The organism is Kitasatospora sp. NPDC057904 (assembly GCF_042887925.1).
Lineage (GTDB): Bacteria > Actinomycetota > Actinomycetes > Streptomycetales > Streptomycetaceae > Kitasatospora.
In genome coordinates, this window is record NZ_JBHVOL010000001.1 from 335018 (window position 1) to 350118 (window position 15101).

At 73.4% G+C, this 15101-nt stretch carries 15 protein-coding genes; 10 read left to right on the top strand and 5 right to left on the bottom strand.

Annotated elements, in window-relative coordinates; genetic code table 11:
* Positions 1–7 precede the first annotated feature (7 nt).
* The 3 genes from ACFVSN_RS01620 (at position 8) to ACFVSN_RS01630 (ending at position 2396) form a co-directional block, all read left to right on the top strand.
* The gene (locus ACFVSN_RS01620; protein WP_387592699.1) at positions 8–385 is read left to right on the top strand and encodes an ArsR/SmtB family transcription factor; all 378 of its coding nucleotides are present in this window, start codon (positions 8–10) and stop codon (positions 383–385) included.
* 57 nt (positions 386–442) lie between these two features.
* Complete coding sequence (locus ACFVSN_RS01625; protein ID WP_387592696.1) at positions 443–1939, top strand: hypothetical protein; 1497 nt, start codon at positions 443–445, stop codon at positions 1937–1939.
* 115 nt (positions 1940–2054) lie between these two features.
* Positions 2055–2396, top strand: coding sequence for a DUF5713 family protein (locus ACFVSN_RS01630; RefSeq protein ID WP_387592693.1), 342 nt, complete (start codon positions 2055–2057; stop codon positions 2394–2396).
* Here ACFVSN_RS01630 and ACFVSN_RS01635 read toward each other — a convergent pair.
* Both ACFVSN_RS01635 and ACFVSN_RS01640 read right to left on the bottom strand, forming a co-directional pair.
* A complete protein-coding gene (locus tag ACFVSN_RS01635) occupies positions 2342–2917 on the bottom strand; it encodes a GNAT family N-acetyltransferase (protein WP_387592690.1) in 576 nt (191 codons plus the stop codon). The two genes, ACFVSN_RS01630 and ACFVSN_RS01635, sit on opposite strands and share 55 nt — an antisense overlap.
* A complete protein-coding gene (locus tag ACFVSN_RS01640; protein WP_387592687.1) occupies positions 2904–3836 on the bottom strand; it encodes a class I SAM-dependent methyltransferase in 933 nt (310 codons plus the stop codon). The genes ACFVSN_RS01635 and ACFVSN_RS01640 overlap by 14 nt, the downstream gene beginning before the upstream one ends.
* A gap of 174 nt (positions 3837–4010) precedes the next feature.
* Between ACFVSN_RS01640 and ACFVSN_RS01645 the strand changes: the two genes are divergently transcribed.
* The 6 genes from ACFVSN_RS01645 to ACFVSN_RS01670 all read left to right on the top strand — a co-directional run bounded on the left by ACFVSN_RS01645 (position 4011) and on the right by ACFVSN_RS01670 (position 10202).
* Positions 4011–5120, top strand: a complete 1110-nt coding sequence (locus tag ACFVSN_RS01645) for a hypothetical protein (RefSeq protein ID WP_387592684.1) — start codon at positions 4011–4013, stop codon at positions 5118–5120.
* A 456-nt stretch (positions 5121–5576) separates the two neighbouring features.
* Complete coding sequence (locus tag ACFVSN_RS01650) at positions 5577–7271, top strand: ATP-binding protein (RefSeq protein WP_387592715.1); 1695 nt, start codon at positions 5577–5579, stop codon at positions 7269–7271.
* Positions 7268–7675, top strand: a complete 408-nt coding sequence (locus ACFVSN_RS01655; RefSeq protein WP_329925671.1) for a roadblock/LC7 domain-containing protein — start codon at positions 7268–7270, stop codon at positions 7673–7675. The genes ACFVSN_RS01650 and ACFVSN_RS01655 overlap by 4 nt, the downstream gene beginning before the upstream one ends.
* Positions 7676–7694: 19 nt before the next feature.
* Entirely contained in the window at positions 7695–8060 is a 366-nt protein-coding gene (locus tag ACFVSN_RS01660) for a DUF742 domain-containing protein (RefSeq protein WP_380435393.1), read from the top strand.
* A complete protein-coding gene (locus ACFVSN_RS01665; RefSeq protein ID WP_380435392.1) occupies positions 8041–8655 on the top strand; it encodes an ATP/GTP-binding protein in 615 nt (204 codons plus the stop codon). Before ACFVSN_RS01660 ends, ACFVSN_RS01665 begins: the two co-directional genes overlap by 20 nt.
* A gap of 137 nt (positions 8656–8792) precedes the next feature.
* On the top strand, positions 8793–10202 hold the full coding sequence (locus ACFVSN_RS01670) for a cytochrome P450 (RefSeq protein ID WP_380490630.1): 1410 nt from the start codon (positions 8793–8795) through the stop codon (positions 10200–10202).
* Between the two features lie 149 nt (positions 10203–10351).
* On the opposite strand, the gene ACFVSN_RS01675 is transcribed toward ACFVSN_RS01670, so the two are convergent.
* Positions 10352–11965 (bottom strand): purple acid phosphatase family protein, encoded by a 1614-nt coding sequence (locus tag ACFVSN_RS01675; protein WP_387592678.1) that lies wholly within the window; start codon positions 11963–11965, stop codon positions 10352–10354.
* A 167-nt stretch (positions 11966–12132) separates the two neighbouring features.
* On the opposite strand from ACFVSN_RS01675, the gene ACFVSN_RS01680 reads away from it, so the two are divergent.
* Positions 12133–12609, top strand: a complete 477-nt coding sequence (locus ACFVSN_RS01680) for an Imm21 family immunity protein (protein ID WP_387592676.1) — start codon at positions 12133–12135, stop codon at positions 12607–12609.
* A gap of 127 nt (positions 12610–12736) precedes the next feature.
* Here ACFVSN_RS01680 and ACFVSN_RS01685 read toward each other — a convergent pair whose 3' ends face one another.
* Positions 12737–13600: an SAM-dependent methyltransferase gene (locus ACFVSN_RS01685; RefSeq protein WP_387592674.1), complete on the bottom strand. Its 864-nt coding sequence runs from the start codon at positions 13598–13600 to the stop codon at positions 12737–12739.
* Positions 13601–13655: 55 nt separating this feature from the next.
* On the bottom strand, positions 13656–15017 hold the full coding sequence (locus ACFVSN_RS01690; protein WP_380490621.1) for an MFS transporter: 1362 nt from the start codon (positions 15015–15017) through the stop codon (positions 13656–13658).
* Positions 15018–15101 lie beyond the last annotated feature (84 nt).

Sequence of the window (15101 nt, forward strand, 5' to 3'; positions counted from 1 at the left end):
GGTCCTCATGGGTCATGGAGCCGCCACCACCCGAACCGTCGAAGCCGCCGCCGAAGCCGTCCCGCGCACCCGCCTTGACGCCGACGGCGCCGCCCGCGTGGCCACCACCCTCCAGGCCCTCGCCACCCCGTCCCGCCTGCTGATCCTGTCCCGCCTGCGCGAGGGCCCCTGCGCCGCCACCGAACTCGCCACCGAGGTCGGCATGGAACAGTCCGCCTGCTCCCACCAGCTGCGCCTGCTGCGCAACCTCGGCCTCGTCACCGGCACCCGCCGGGGCCGCTCGGTGGTGTACGCGCTGTACGACAACCACGTCGCCGAACTGCTCGACCAGGCCGTCTACCACATCGAGCACCTGCGCCTGGGGCTCAGCGACGCGACGGACTGACCGGGCCACGACGGACCCCTCTGGACGCCCGGCCAAGATCGCTGGGACGATGGCCCGATGCTCTCCCCCCTCGCCCCCGATGCGCTGCTCCGCGGCGTCGCCGCCAACCGCGCCGCACCCTCGGACGTCCTTCTGCGGCTGCTGGCGCCGGAGGCGAAGCCCGCGCGCGTATACCTGTGCGAGAAGCGTCCGCTGCCGGACGACGTCGTCGAGGCCGCGCTCGCGCACCCGGAGCCGGGAGTCCGGCGGGCGATCGCCCGGAACCGGTACGTCTCGGTGGAGATCCGCAGTCGGCTGGTGCACGACCCGCTCGCCTACGTGCGCGCCGCGCTGGCCGCCGGACCACGTCCGCGGTTCCCCCGCGTCGCGCCGCTGCCCGACGAGGCGCTGGCCGCCCTGCTCTCCGCGGAGGACGAGCCCGGCCGGGACGCGCTCCTCACCGCGGACGAGATCCGGCAGGAGCTGGAATTCTCCTTCCAGGTGCCGACGGCATTCTCCCTCCGTACGGTCGACCACCCCCACCCCCGGCTCAGGGCCCACGCCGCCCGCAGTTGGCAGCACCTCACCCCCGCCCAGCGCGAAGCCCTGCTCGCGGATCCGGACGAGACCGTCCGCGACCAGGCCCGGCGCGAGGCCCGCCGCCTCGACCCCGCCGCCCTCGAAGAGGTCTTCCACCGCCCGGGCCTGAGCGAGCGCGACCGCTACACCATGCTCTGGTTGTACGCGGTCACCGACGCCATCGCCGAACACTGCTTCACCGAGGAGCCCGGCTACCTGCCCGCGCTCGCGGCCAGCCCGTACACCCCTGCCCACGTCGTCGCCCGGCTCGCCCGCCACCCCGATCCGGCACTGCGCCGGCGCGTCGCCGGACGGGCCGACCTGGACGCCGGGTCGCTCGCGGAACTCGCGGCGGACCCGGACCCCTCCGTCCGCTCCCGGGCACTCGCGCACCCGCTCCCCCGCACTCGGGCGCAGGCCTCCGTCATCCACGGCGTCCTCGCCGACGACCCCGCGGACCTCGGCCCGATCGGCGCGGGATCCGAGGCCGAGCCGGACTGGTACCTCGCCGGCGCCGTCTCCGAACTCCCGTCGCTGCGCCGGGCCGCCGCCACCTGGCCCGGCCTGCCCGCGCACCTCGTCGACCGGCTCGCGGACGACCCCGACGCCGGGGTGCGGCACCTGCTGGCCTACCACCACCCGCTCGCCCCGCCCGGGACCGTCCTCGCCGCGTTCCTCGCGAGCCCAGAGCAGCGCGAGTACCTGCGGACGCTACCCACCCTGCCCCGCACGGGACTTCAGCACCTCCTCACCCACGAGGACCCCGAGGTCCGCGCCCTGGCCGCCGCCGACCCCACCCTCGACCACCCGCCCGTCGAGCTCCTCACCGACCCCGACGAGCGAGTCCGCCGGGCCGCCGCCACCAACCCGCTGCTCCCGCCCGACGTGGTCGACGCCCTCCTCGCCGACCCCGCGCTCGCCGAGGCCGCCGCGGCCAACCCGGCGCTGACCGGGGCCCGGCTGCACGGGCTCCTCGACCTCGCCGGGCTGCCGTAACCGGGCTGCCGCTGCCGGATTGCCGCAGCCGGGTTGTCAGAGGCGCGCTGTCAGAGGCGGATTGTCAGAGGCGGGGTGCATGATCGGGGCGTCCGACCACGACAGGGAGCACGCCATGCCGATCACCAACGACCAGGTCCTCCAGTACTCGTTCCTGCCCGGGTTGTACCGGGACGACTACTTCCCCGACGCCGTCGTCGACCAGGGGTGCGCCATCCTGCGGCGGCTGTGCGAGCGGATCGAGGCCGAGCGGCCGGGTGACCTCGACGCGCTGTACGGCCTCACCGCTGGCGCCACCGAGGAGTTCAACGTCCTCCAGGAGGCGTTCGAGGCCGCCGGCAGCGAGATCGAGACGGTCGCCCGCGAGGAGATCGCCGAGGACTTCTGGTTCATCGCGAACGCCTACGGGTTCCCGGAGGCCGACGCCGAGAAGCTGATCTCCGGGCGGGACTGGTAGGAGTCGAGGAAGCGCACCATGTGCAGCTTCGTCACGGCCCGGCCGCCGACCACGACGGCCCCCGGCTCCCGGCCCCACACCTCGAAGCCGCACGAGGTGTAGAGCCGGAGCGCCGCCTCGTTCCCCTCGGAGACCGTCAGCAGCACCTGCTGCAACCCCTCTCGAGCAGCGGCCAGTTCGAGCGTCCGCGCGACCAGCGCCCGGCCGACGCCCCGGCCGCCCGCCGCGGGGGCCACGGCCATGCCGAACAGCGTCGCCTTGTGCCGCTCCTGGCTCCGGGCGCGCAGCCTGAGGCCCGCCGTGCCGATCAGCCAGCCGTCCGCGGCGAACGCGCCGAGCACCGCGCCCTCCGCCAGCCGGCGGACGGACACCGCGAGCGGCTTCGCGCACTCCTCCGCGTGACTCGACGTGAAGGCCTCGGGCGTCTCCCGGAGAGCCTCCAGACGGAAGGTGCGGTACACCTCCGCGTCGCCCGCGCCCAGCCGGCGGATGGACACCCCGTCGGGGTCAGAGACGGACACGCGTGCACCTCGTCACGTACGGCATCGCGATCTCCTCGTGGCCCGCGAGGTCGGGGTGGGTGTCGAGGAGGTGCTCGACGTCCGCGAGGAGGCGGGTGCGCTCGGCCTCGGGGAGCGTGATGACGTAGCTGCGCGAGGCGACCATGTCGAGGATCCCGGCCCTCGTCGTCACGTGCTCCCAGCGGATCTCCAGCCGCTCGGGGGCGCCGAAGGGGGCGGGGACGACGGGCTTGGTGTCGATCGTCTGCTTCGCCGAGCGGTGCATCAGGGCGCCGAGTTCGGCGGCCCACGGCTCGGACTCGTCGCGGACGTTCCAGATCAGGGAGAGCGTGCCGCCGGGGGCGAGGACGCGGGCGATCTCCGGGACGGCGGTGCCCTGGTCGAACCAGTGCCAGGCCTGCGCGACCACCACCGCGTCCACGCTGCCGTCCGGCAGCGGGATCCGCTCGGCCGAGCCGCCCCGCACGGCCGCCTTCGGTACGGCCGCCGCGAGCTGGTCGCGCATCGCGCCGTCCGGCTCGACGGCGACGACGTCCAGGCCCGCGTCCACCAGCAGGCGGGTCAGCTTGCCGGTGCCCGCGCCGAGGTCGAGCACCCGGCGGGCCTCGCGCGGCACGGCCGAGCCGATCAGCGCCAGCGGGTAGCCGGGCCGCCCCTGCTGGTACGCGCCGGCCGCGGCGCCGAACGAGCGGGCCCGCAGCTTGCCGGACCAGCGACGGGTGGCGCCCTGGCGGGTCATCCCGCAGGCGCGACCGATCTCCTCCCAGGTCGCGTGGCGGCCGCGGCGCAGCTCGTCGATGACCGCCGTGCGGCGATCCTCCAGGACGGTGATCACTTCGGAGAGCCGGTGCAGGCCGGCGAGGCCGCCTTCGCCGGCGACGTCGGCGGCGATGCGGTGAGCAAGATCATCGATAGTCACGGCCCGCACTGTAGGGCCGCTCCACACCGGGCGTCAACACTCATTGCTCGTTACGCAACACATGTTGCCCGGGAGCCTCTCGCGCCCTGGAAACAAACAGTGGGGAAACTCGGCCCTCTCTTCACACTTCTCCCATAACCTGTCGCGCAGCAGCCCGACTTGAGGAGATGTGACATGAACTCACGTGCAAGGAAGGCCCGTTGGGCCACCGCCCTGGCCACGACCGTGGCGCTCCTGGCCGGCGGCGCCGGCACCGCGCTCGCGGACGGGACGGCCACGACCCCGGTGACCACCGTCCCCGTCGGCACGGTGGTGACCGGCGTCGTGGTCAGCCCGGACGGCAGCAGGGCGTACGTCACGGCCGACGGCAAGCTCAAGGTGGTCGACACCGCGGCCGGCGCCGTCACCGCCGAGATCCCCCTGGGCGGCCTCGACTACACCTCCGACAAATCGGCGATCAGCCCCGACGGCACCCGGGTGTACGCGGTCAGCGGCCTCGTCCTGTACGTCGTCGACACCACGACGAACACCGTCGTCACCACCGTCCCCCTGCCCCCGGAGATCCGGCCGGACACCTGGAAGGACGGCGGCGCCTACCAGGTCGCCATCGGCACGGACGGCGGCACGGTCCTCGTCGCCCAGGACGGGCCGAGCGGGTACCTGCGGCCGGGGCAGCCGCCGACCCGGACGCCCGGCCGGGTGCTCACCTTCGCCACCGCGCAGGGCGCGTTCACCGGCGAGGTGCCGATGCCCGACGGCTACGTGCGCCGGATCGCCGTCCGGCCCGGCGGCACCGACGCCTACGTCAGCTCCGGCACCGGCCTCGTGCACCTGGACCTCTCGACCGGCACCCCGACCGCCGTCGGCACCGTGGCGAACCTCCCGGCCCAGGTGATCTACGCGACCTACACCAAGGACGGCACCCACCTGATCGTCACCGACAGCGACCCCGGCGACCCCCGCCTGGCCCACCCCGTCGACACCGACAGCGACACCGCGACGGCCCCGGTCACGCTCACGCCCGACTTCTCCACCGGCGGCGCGCCGTCCACCGCCCCGGCCGGCGGCCTCCTGCGCCGCGCCGCGTACGACCAGACCACGAAGCGGCTCTCCCTGGTGGCCTTCGACTCCACCGCCGACTACGCCGCCGTGCCCGGCGAGACGGTCCCCACCGACGCCGACTTCAGCTACGGAATGACCGTCAGCTCCGATAACCACACCGTCTACCTGCTGGCCCACCGCCCCGGAGTGCAGGGCGTCTTCCTGGAGGTCCTCCCCCGCTGAACAACCCTCAGCCGAGAACCCGCACCACATCCGGCCGGACGCCGTCGCGAGGCACCTCCTCGCGGCGGCGTCTTCGCGTGCGCACGCGACACCTCACTCTTTCGAGTGGGACCGCTCCGGCACTTTTGACCCTCGATAGCACGAACTCCGGTCCCCCGGAAGCCACTTCGCGCAGAAACCCTCCGCATGGGCGAATCCCGGGCGGGTTGCCGGTGCGAGCGCCCCGGGGCGAGAAACCTGGTGCGGGCGCCGGCCCCGGCGGGACGGGGGCCGGACCGGGCACCAGCGGTCGCGCACCCGTGCGACATGTCTGACATGTCCGGCAAGATCGCACAAGTCAGCACTGCCACAGTAATTTTGAGTTTCATTCAGAAATGTCGAGACCCGGCTATGCTGCCTCGGACCACCGCCCCCGACCCCCTTCCGATGTCCCCTTCCGACCGTTTGAGGATGCTGATGCTTCGACCCGGATCGTCCCCCGGCAGACGGCCCACCGCGCCCCCGCCCGGGTGGCTGCTGCCCATGGCCGTGCTCGCCGCCGCCGCGGTGGCCGCCGTGGCGATCGCGGTCTCCGGCGCCCGCCCCGAGGTGATCTGGAGCGGCATCGCCGCCACGGCCGCGGTGGCCCTGGTGGCCGCCGAGGCGGGCCGCCGGGGCCGGGCGCTGTCCCTCCTGCGCCGCGAACACGCCCGCCAGACGGACGAGTTGCGCCAGAAGATGCTCCGGCAGGACGCCACCATGGTCGCCCTCTCCCGGCAGGAGCTGCCCGCCGCGCTGGCCCGCCTCCAGGCGACCAACTCGGTCGACACGGCGATGCACGCCTACGAGTCCAGGGACCCGATGCTCAGCCCCGAGTACCGGGCCGCCCGGGACGAGCTGCTGCACCGCGTCCTGCGGGCCGTCGACGAGGAGACCGCCCAGCGCGAGGCCTCCCAGCGCGCCTTCGTGAACATCGCCCGACGCGTCCAGGCGATCATCCACCGCCAGGCCCGCGACCTGCGCGAGATGGAGGACCGGCACGGCAACGACCCGGCCGTCTTCGACGACCTGCTGCGCCTGGACCACGGCAACGCCCTGACCGGCCGCCTCGCCGACTCCATCGCCGTCCTCGCCGGCGCCCGCCCCGGCCGCCAGTGGAGCCGCCCGGTCGCGCTCTACAGCGTGCTGCGCGGCGGCATGTCGCGCATCCTGGAGTACCAGCGCGTCTCGCTGCACCCCACCCCCGAGGTCGCCGTCATCGGCCCCGGCGTCGAACCGCTCATCCACGCGGTCGCCGAGCTCCTCGACAACGCGACCCGCTACTCCCCGCCGCACACCCACGTGCACCTCACCGCCTCCGAGGTGCAGACCGGGATAGCGGTCGAGATCGAGGACGGCGGCCTCGGCCTCAGCGAGGACGGCTACGCCCGCGCCGAGGAGGTCCTGCGGCACGCGCAGGGCGAGTTCGACCTCAACGACCTCGGCGAGACCCCGCGCCTCGGCCTGGCCGTCGTCGGGCGGCTGTGCCGCGCGTACGGCTTCCAGGTCACGCTGCGCCCGTCCGCGTACGGCGGCATCCGCGCGGTGCTGGTCGTGCCGCGCGAGCTGATCACCACCGCGCCGGCCACCGGTCGCGCGCACGGCATCGGCTCCATCTCCGGCCCGCGCCCGCTGCCGGCCAACCAGCCGCGGTCCAAGTCCTCGTCGCGGCCGTGGGGTCCGCCGCCGCTGTCGGTCAACAGCCCGGCCTTCGCCAACTCCCCGTGGGCCGGCACCGGTCCGATGCCCAACGGCCCGGTCCCGTCCGGTCCGGTGTCCTCCGCCCCGATGACATCGGGCCACGTGCCGGCCGGACCGATACGGGCGAACGGGCACGGGCCCGGACCGATGGCCGACCTGCCGGTGGTGACCGAACGCGGCGCCAACGGGCTGCCCCAGCGCCGGCGCCACCGCCAGACGCTCGGCCGCACCGGCTACCCGGCGCCCGCGCGGGACACCGCGGGACCGGCCCCGCAGCCCAAGGAGACGGCCAAGGAGCCGGTGCAGCCCGGCATCTGGCTCACCGCCTTCCTGGAGGGCATCAACGGCGAGGCGTCGCCCCCCGGTTCGGGCGAGCGCCCCGGCGGAGCCGACCAGACCAGAGACAACACGGCAGGGAAAGGCGAGCAGTGATTCAGCAGCGCACCAACATGGACTGGATGCTCAAGGACCTGGCGCTGAGCGTCCCGTACGCCCGGCACGTGATCGTCCTGTCCTCGGACGGCCTGCGGATGGCCCAGTACGGCACCGACCCGGACGCCGCCGACCGTCTCGCGGCGGCCTGCGCCGGCCTGCAGAGCCTGGCGACGGCGGTGGCGCACGAGTTCCCGCACGGGGACGGCGGGATGCGGATGGTCGTGATCGAGGTGAGCGGCGGCTTCTTCTACATGATGGCGGCGGGCTCGCGCGCGTACCTCGCCGTGCTCGCCGACGAGGGCGTCGACGCCGGGCTGGTGAGCTCGCAGATGCGCGACCTCGTCGCCCGGATCGGCGAGCACCTGACCACGCCGCCGCGCAAGGGCGAGCAGGTCGCATGAGCGAGCGAAAGGTGGACTCATGACTGACCCCGGCCCCGGCGGGCGCCGGGACGACGACGACCCGGAGCGCCTGTACGTCATCACGGGCGGGCGCAGCGGGCCGGCCGGGCCGACCCCGTTCGACCTGGTCACCCTGATCGTCACCCGCAGGGACCCGCGGCCCGGCATGCAGCCCGAGCACGCGGCGATCCTGCGGCTGTGCACCTCACCCCTGTCCGTCGCCGAGATCTCCGCCTACCTGCGGCTGCCGACGAGCGTGGTGACCGTGCTGCTGGCGGACCTGCTCGACGACGAGCTGATCGAGGCCCGCGCCGCCGTACCCCCGGCGGACTTCCCCGACCGTGCCCTCCTGGAGGCGGTGATCCATGGACTACAGCGACTCTGACACGCTGGTCGGGCCGGCGGCCTCGGACCTGCTGCCGGCCTCCGCGACCTCGGCGGTCAAGGTCGTGATCGTCGGAGGTTTCGGGGTCGGCAAGACGACCCTGGTCGGTTCGGTGAGCGAGATCCGTCCGCTCACCACCGAGGAGACGATGACCCAGGAGGGCGAGGGCGTCGACGACGTCGCCGGGGTCGAGCGCAAGACCGAGACGACCGTCGCGATGGACTTCGGCCGGATCAGCATCAGCGACGAACTGGTGCTGTACGTGTTCGGCACCCCCGGGCAGGAGCGGTTCTGGTTCCTGTGGAACGGCCTGTTCGAGGGCGCGCTCGGCGCGGTGGTGCTGGTCGACACCCGTCGGCTGGAGGTCAGCTTCGAGGTGATCGGGCGGCTGGAGGACCGGGGCGTGCCGTTCGTCGTCGCGATCAACGGCTTCCCGGACTCGCCCGCGCACCCGGTCGAGGAGCTGCGGGCCGCCCTCGACCTGCCGCGGGACGTGCCGATCGTCACCTGCGACGCCCGGCGGCGCGAATCCTGCCGGGACGTCCTCATGGCCCTGATGCGCTACCTGTACGACTGCGCCGCGAAGCGGGCGTGAGCCGCCGCCCCGTCCGGTCCGGCCCCTCCCCCGCCCGCCCGGCCGTTCCACCTTCCCTGTCCGTTCCGATCCCGTCCGATCCCGGAGACCCTGTGACAACTCCGCACTCCGACAGTGCACTTCCCGACGATCTCGCGGTGGCCCCGCCGCCCGGCTGCCCCGCGCACGGCCGCCCCGAGATCGGCCCGATCGGCCCGAACGGCGTGCGACGCCTGTACGGGCCCGAGGCCGAGGCCGACCCGTGGGCGGTGTACGAGAAGCTCCGCGCCGAGCACGGCGACGTGGCGCCGGTGCTGCTGTACGGCGACGTGCCGGCCTGGCTGATCCTCGGCCACGCGGCGAACCTCACGGCGATGCGCACGCCCTCGCTCTTCTCGCGCGACTCACGGCTGTGGACGAAGTTCAAGGACGGGACGGTCGGCGCGGACTCGCCGCTCATGCCGGTCGTCGCGTGGCAGCCGCTGTGCGTGTTCGCGGACGGCGAGGAGCACCGGCGCCTGCGCGGTGCCCTCAACGACGGGCTCGGCGGCTTCGACCACCGGGGCATCCGCCGGCACGTCATCGGCTTCGTCGACGCCATGGTGCGGGACTTCGGGCGCACCGGGCACGCCGAGCTGGTCAGCCAGTTCGCCGAACACCTGCCGATGCTGGTCCTGACGCAGCTGCTCGGCATGCCCCGCGAGTACGGTCCGCGCCTGGTCGACGCGGCGCGCGACCTCATGCGGGGCACCGCGACGGCGATCGAGAGCAACGAGTACGTCGTCGCGAGCCTGCGCCGGGCCATCGAGCGCAAGCGCGTCGAGCCGGGCGACGACCTGGTCACCTCGCTCATGCGGCACCCGGCCGGGCTCACCGACGACGAGGTCCTGGAGCACCTGCGGGTCGTGCTGCTGGCGGCCAACGAGACCACCGTCAACCTGATCGCCGACACGCTGAAGATGGTCCTCACCGACCCGCGCTTCCGCGCCAGCCTGTCCGGCGGACACATGACCCTCGCGGAGGCGCTCGACCAGGTGCTGTGGGACTCCCCGCCGATGATCCTGGTGGCCGGCCGGTGGGCCACCGGGGACACCGAGCTCGGCGGGCAGCAGATCGAGGCGGGCGACCTGCTCCTCCTCGGGCTCGCGGCGGGCAACTTCGACCCGGTCGTCCGGCCCGACCGGAACGCGCCGCTGCACGGCAACCGCTCCCACCTGTCCTTCGGCAGCGGCCCGCACGAGTGCCCCGGCCAGGACATCGGCCGCGCCATCGCCGAGACCAGCATCGACCACCTGCTCACCCGGCTGCCGGACCTGCGGCTCGCCGAGGAGGAGAAGGACCTGGACTACACGTCGGCGTGGCTGGCCCGCCACCTCGTCGAACTCCCGGTCGAGTTCACGCCGGTGATCCTGGAGGAGGCGCCGGCTCCCGAGCCGGAGCCGACGCCCGAGGTGGAGGTCGAGGCCCTCGCCCCTGAGCCGCCCGTCGCAGCGGAACCGGTGGCCGTCACCATCCCGCACCAGCGCGGCGGTTGGTGGAGCAGGCTGACGGCGTTCATCCGCCGCTGACCTCCGCCGCCGATGCCTCTGCCCCCGGCCCGCCACCGGGGGCAGAGGCATCGGCGGCGTCTCCCCCCACGGGCGACTTCGCGCCTGCGTGCCTGCGACCCCGACCGCGTGACGGGCCGGGGCGCGGACCGGGCGACCGGACAGCGCCCTCAGTCGTCCCAGGCGTCCGCGCGGGAGCGTTCCAGGGTGAACGTGTCGACCGGGGTGAGGTCGCCGTGCGGGCCGTCGAAGGTGTAGTAGGTGACCTTCATCCGGGTGCGGCCGCCGCGGCGGTCGCCCGGGTCGACGTCGAAGGCCGCGAAGCCGTGGGTGTGTTCGCGGTCCTGGACGGCGGCCCACGGGGCGTCCTCCGTCACCCAGACCGACTCGCGGTACGGGGCGCCCGGGGCCGGTTTGGGCTCCAGTGCGACGACGACGCGGCCCTGCTTCGTCTCGAACAGGTCGTCCTGGGTGGTCGCGGCGTTCCCGCCGGCGCCGATGACCATGTGGACGGTGCCGTGGTCGGTGTCGGCGAAGTCGGGGTCCGTCCCGGACGGGACCGGTGTGCGGACGTCGTTGGGGAGCGTCCCGCGGACGGGGTGGGAGCGCTCGTAGTAGTGCTCGTGGCCGCTCACCACCAGGTCCACGCCGTACTCGTCGAACAGCGGGCCCCAGGCCTCGCGGATGCCGAGGTCGCTGCCGCTGCCGTGCTTGGACGTCGAGATCATCGGGTGGTGCATGCAGACGACGATCCAGTCGATCGCCCGGCTGTTCCTGGCGGCCCGCAACTCGCGTTCCAGCCAGCGCTCCTGGGCGCCGCCCGAGTAGCCGCGCAGGTAGATCTCGCTGCTGTTCTGGATGGCGACGTCCTCGTTGGCGAGGCTGATGAAGCGCACCGCGCCGACCGTGAACGCGTACCACATGCCGGCCGTCTCCTCGTCGGCGGAGGCGGCGGACTCGGGCAGGTCGAAGTACGTCTGGTAGCCGAGGGCGCCGATCGGGCCGTTCCCGCTCTCCGTCTCGTGGTTCCCGGCGCACGGCATCCACGGGCGCAGCCGGGTGGAGCGGCTGTTGGAGATGAACCAGTCCGCCCACGTCCCGGTGCGGCTCTGGCCGTGCCGGCCGCTGTAGGAGGCGTAGCAGAGGTCGCCGTTGACGAGGTTGAACAGCGGGCCGACGCGTTCGACGGCGGCGACGATGTCGGCGGAGGCCGGGGATCCGATCTGGCTGCTGGTGTACACCGGGTACTTGCCGAGCGGGGAGGGGACGCCGTCGGGGAACTCGACCTTGCGGCGGAGGTTGGGCGTGCCCTGGTCGCCGAAGCTGGTGAAGGTGAAGGCGGCCCGGCCGCGCGGCGCGGTCGTGAAGGACCCCGTCTCGGGGTTGGCGCCGTCGTGTCCGGCGGCGTACAGGTACGTGGTCGCGGCCCGCAGCCCGGTGAGGCGGGCGTGGTGGACGTACACCTCGTCCTTGGAGAGCGCGTCCCGGTAGGTGCGCGTCTCGGCCTCGACGACGCGTCCGAGTCCGCCGTCCGGCGAGCCGACCCGCACGTGGGGGCGGCGGACGGACTGCGGGGTGATCCAGGAGACGGTCATCTCGCCGGAGGGGTCGTTGCCGAACTGGAGGTGGATCCCGCTCACGCTCGGCGCCCCGAGCCGGTGCGGGGTGGACTGCAGGAGCGGCGTGGGCGCCGCCGTGGCGGACGTCGGCGCGGCGAGGCCCGCGACGAGTGCGGCCCCGGCCGCCGACGATCCCTTGAGTAACTGTCTGCGTGCGATGCTCACGGACTCCCCCTGTGTCACCCGGGCCATTGGTGTCGCAGAACTTTACTCGCATGTTCATGTCATGGCGATGGTGTGAGCCCGCCCGATTCACGGCGGCCGGCCGGAGGGCCCCGCGGATCCGCCGGTAGCCTTGATCGCCTCATCAGGCACGGAGAGCGGGAGAACGAGTGGTCAGGTCGGCGCTGAAGTGGATCGACGGGACCGATTTCGGCTACTACGCCCTGTGCCCGGAGCCGTACGTCGCCTCGTGGGACGGCACCGAGGCCGTGAACGCTTTCGGCGACTACGTCTCGCGGGTCGACCTGCCGGGCCACGGCGACGTGTTGGTCCTGGGCGGGGAGCCGCTCCCCGCGACCTACTTCGCCGAGCACCTGACGTTCGCCCGCTGGTACACGGCCGAGGACGACCTCGGGCTGGCGCGCGCGGTGGAGCGGGCGATGGACTCGGACGGCTGGGAGGACGCCTGCGAGGTTTCGCTCGACGGGGACTACCGGCTCGTGGACTGCCTGGTGGCCGGCGAGGACGTCACCGAGGCCGACTCGATCCGGGTGCACCTTCCCGAGGGCCGCTACGTGGTCCGGTCGCTGTTCCTCGACGTCTCGCCCGAGGAGCAGTTCATGCTGGAGCGGCTGGTCAGGCTCTGACCCCGGCTCCGCCGGCGGCCTCCGCCAGGGCCTCGCGCAGCTGTAGGACCGTCGGGGCGCCGGTGACTCCGCCCTCCGGCGTGCGGTAGAGCCGGCCGGCGACGGACACCGGGGCGCCCGGCCGGCGTCACGGCTTGCGGGCCACGCCCGCGTAGGCCGACACCTCGTGGTCCGCGAGGGCGGGCTCGTCGTCGAGCTCGGGGCGCCAGCGGTTGATCAGGGTCACGCCGGGGTCGTCGAGCTCCAGGCCGTCGAAGAAGCGCTCCACGCCGGCGCGCGTGCGCAGGTGGTTCTCTATGCCGGCCTCGGAGTACCGCTTCGAACCGATGGCCACCAGCTCGGGGATCGTGTCGGCGGTGCCGGCGGTGAGGGCGAGGAAGCTGCCGGACGGGAGGGCGTCGAGGAGCTTGCGGACGGGCGGGTGCGCCGCCTCGTCGGAGAGGAAGTGCACGAGGTTGACGAGCATCAGGGCGATCGGCCGGTCGAAGTCGAGCGTGCCGGCGACCGCCGGGTCGGCCAGGAAGTGCTCCGGGTCGCGGAAGTCGCCCTCGACGTAGGCGGTGCGGCCCTCGGGCGCGCTGGTGAGCAGGGCCCGGGAGTGGGCGAGCACGATCGGGTCGTTGTCGACGTAGACGATGCGGCTGGTCGGGTCGACGGACTGGGCGACCTCGTGCAGGTTGGGCCCGGTGGGGATGCCGGTGCCGACGTCGAGGAACTGGCGCACGCCGTGGGTTTCGGCGAGGTGGCGGGTCATCCGGTGCATGACGGCCCGGGCCGCGCGGGTGGCGGTGCGCGAACCGGGCCACTCGGTGAGGATGCGGTCGCCGACCTCGCGGTCCACCGGGAAGTTGGTCTTGCCGCCGAGCAGGTAGTCGTAGACCCGGGCGGGGTGGGCGCGGTCGGTGCGCAGGTCCAACGAGGGCAGCGGCTCCGCCGGCTGCTCCGACGCCCGCAGGCCGAGCCAGTCGCCGGATTCGTCGCGCTGTGCCATGGTTCCTCCCGGGATGACCTCTTCGGCCGTTTCGGTTGCGGAAGATGACCGAACGTCAGCCGGCTTCGGACTGTACACGACCACCTGCGGTGCGGGGGCGGGAGTTCCGGATCGCGGCGGTGAACGCGGGAACGCGCAGGACGGTGAAGGTCGCGAGCAGCGGCCCGAGCGAGCAGAGCGTGACGTAGAAGGGGATCACGCCGAGGCGGTGGTGGCCGTTGAGCCACTCGGCGAGCAGCGGGAAGGTGCCGCCGAACGCCGCGATGGTGGCCGCGTTGACGACGCCGACGCCGACGGCCCGCACGGCGGTCGGGAACAGCATGCCGGTGAAGACGTTGAGCGTGCCGAGCTGGGTGGCGACGAGCATCCCCAGGACGACGGCCACGAGTTGGAAGGACAGCCAGCCGTGCCGCATGGCGGCGAGCAGCGGCAGCACGAGCACGACGGTGAGGGCGAAGGCGGTCCGCATGACCGGCAACAGGCCCACCCGGTCGGCGAGTACGCCCCCGAGCAGCATGGTGGCGAGGACGACGGCGAGGACGACCGTCATGAAGGAGGCCGCCTCCTCCTTGCCGATGACGCCGTAGGCCGCGGCGTACTGCGGCAGGTAGACCAGCGCGAAGTAGTAGCCGATCGTGCCGCCGAGGGTGTGCAGGAAGACGGTGAGCACGGCCCAACGGTGGCGGCTCACCGTGTCGAGGAACCCGGGGCGTCCGCTCTCCCCGCCGGCCCGGCCGCGGTGGAACTCCTCGCTCTCCGGCGCGGCCCGCCGCACCCACACGGCGGCGAGGCCGAGCACGGCCGCGACGACGAAGCCCCAGCGCCAACCGCCGTGCTTCAGCCCCTCCTTGCCGAGGGTGTGGAGCAGCACGGCCAGGACGCCGTACGAGATCAGCGAGCCGATGATGATGCCGCCGTACGACACCGAGCTGAACGCGAACCGGTGGCGCGGCGGCGCGGTCTCCGTCACGTACGCGGCGACGGTGGGCGTCTCGCCGCCGAAGGCGAGCCCCTGGACGACGCGCGCGGCGACGGCGAGGACGGCCGCCCATACACCGATGGTCTGCTGTCCGGGCAGGAGCGCGATCCCGAGGCTGGCGGCGGCGATCACCGACATGCTGAGCGTGAGGCCGAAGCGCCGCCCGCGGCCGTCGCTCAGCCGGCCGATGAGGAACGAGCCGACCGGCCGCGCCACGAAGCCGACCGCGAAACCGACGTACGCCGCGAGCAGCCCGCTCACGCCGCCCTTGCCGTGGCCGAAGAGGTCCGCCGCGAAGTACGGCGCGAGGACGGCGTACACGTTCCAGTCGAAGGACTCGACCACCGATCCGACGGTGGCGGCGGCCAGTTGACGCCGCCGTCCGCCCGCGGCCGGTGCGGGGTCGCGCAGCGGCAGGGCTGCGGTCTGATCTGTCATGGCCACAGCGTCCCACTGATCGACAAGGCTGTGAATGGAGTTCGCGACAACCGGCGCGGCGCCCTCCCGGCCGCATGCGAACGG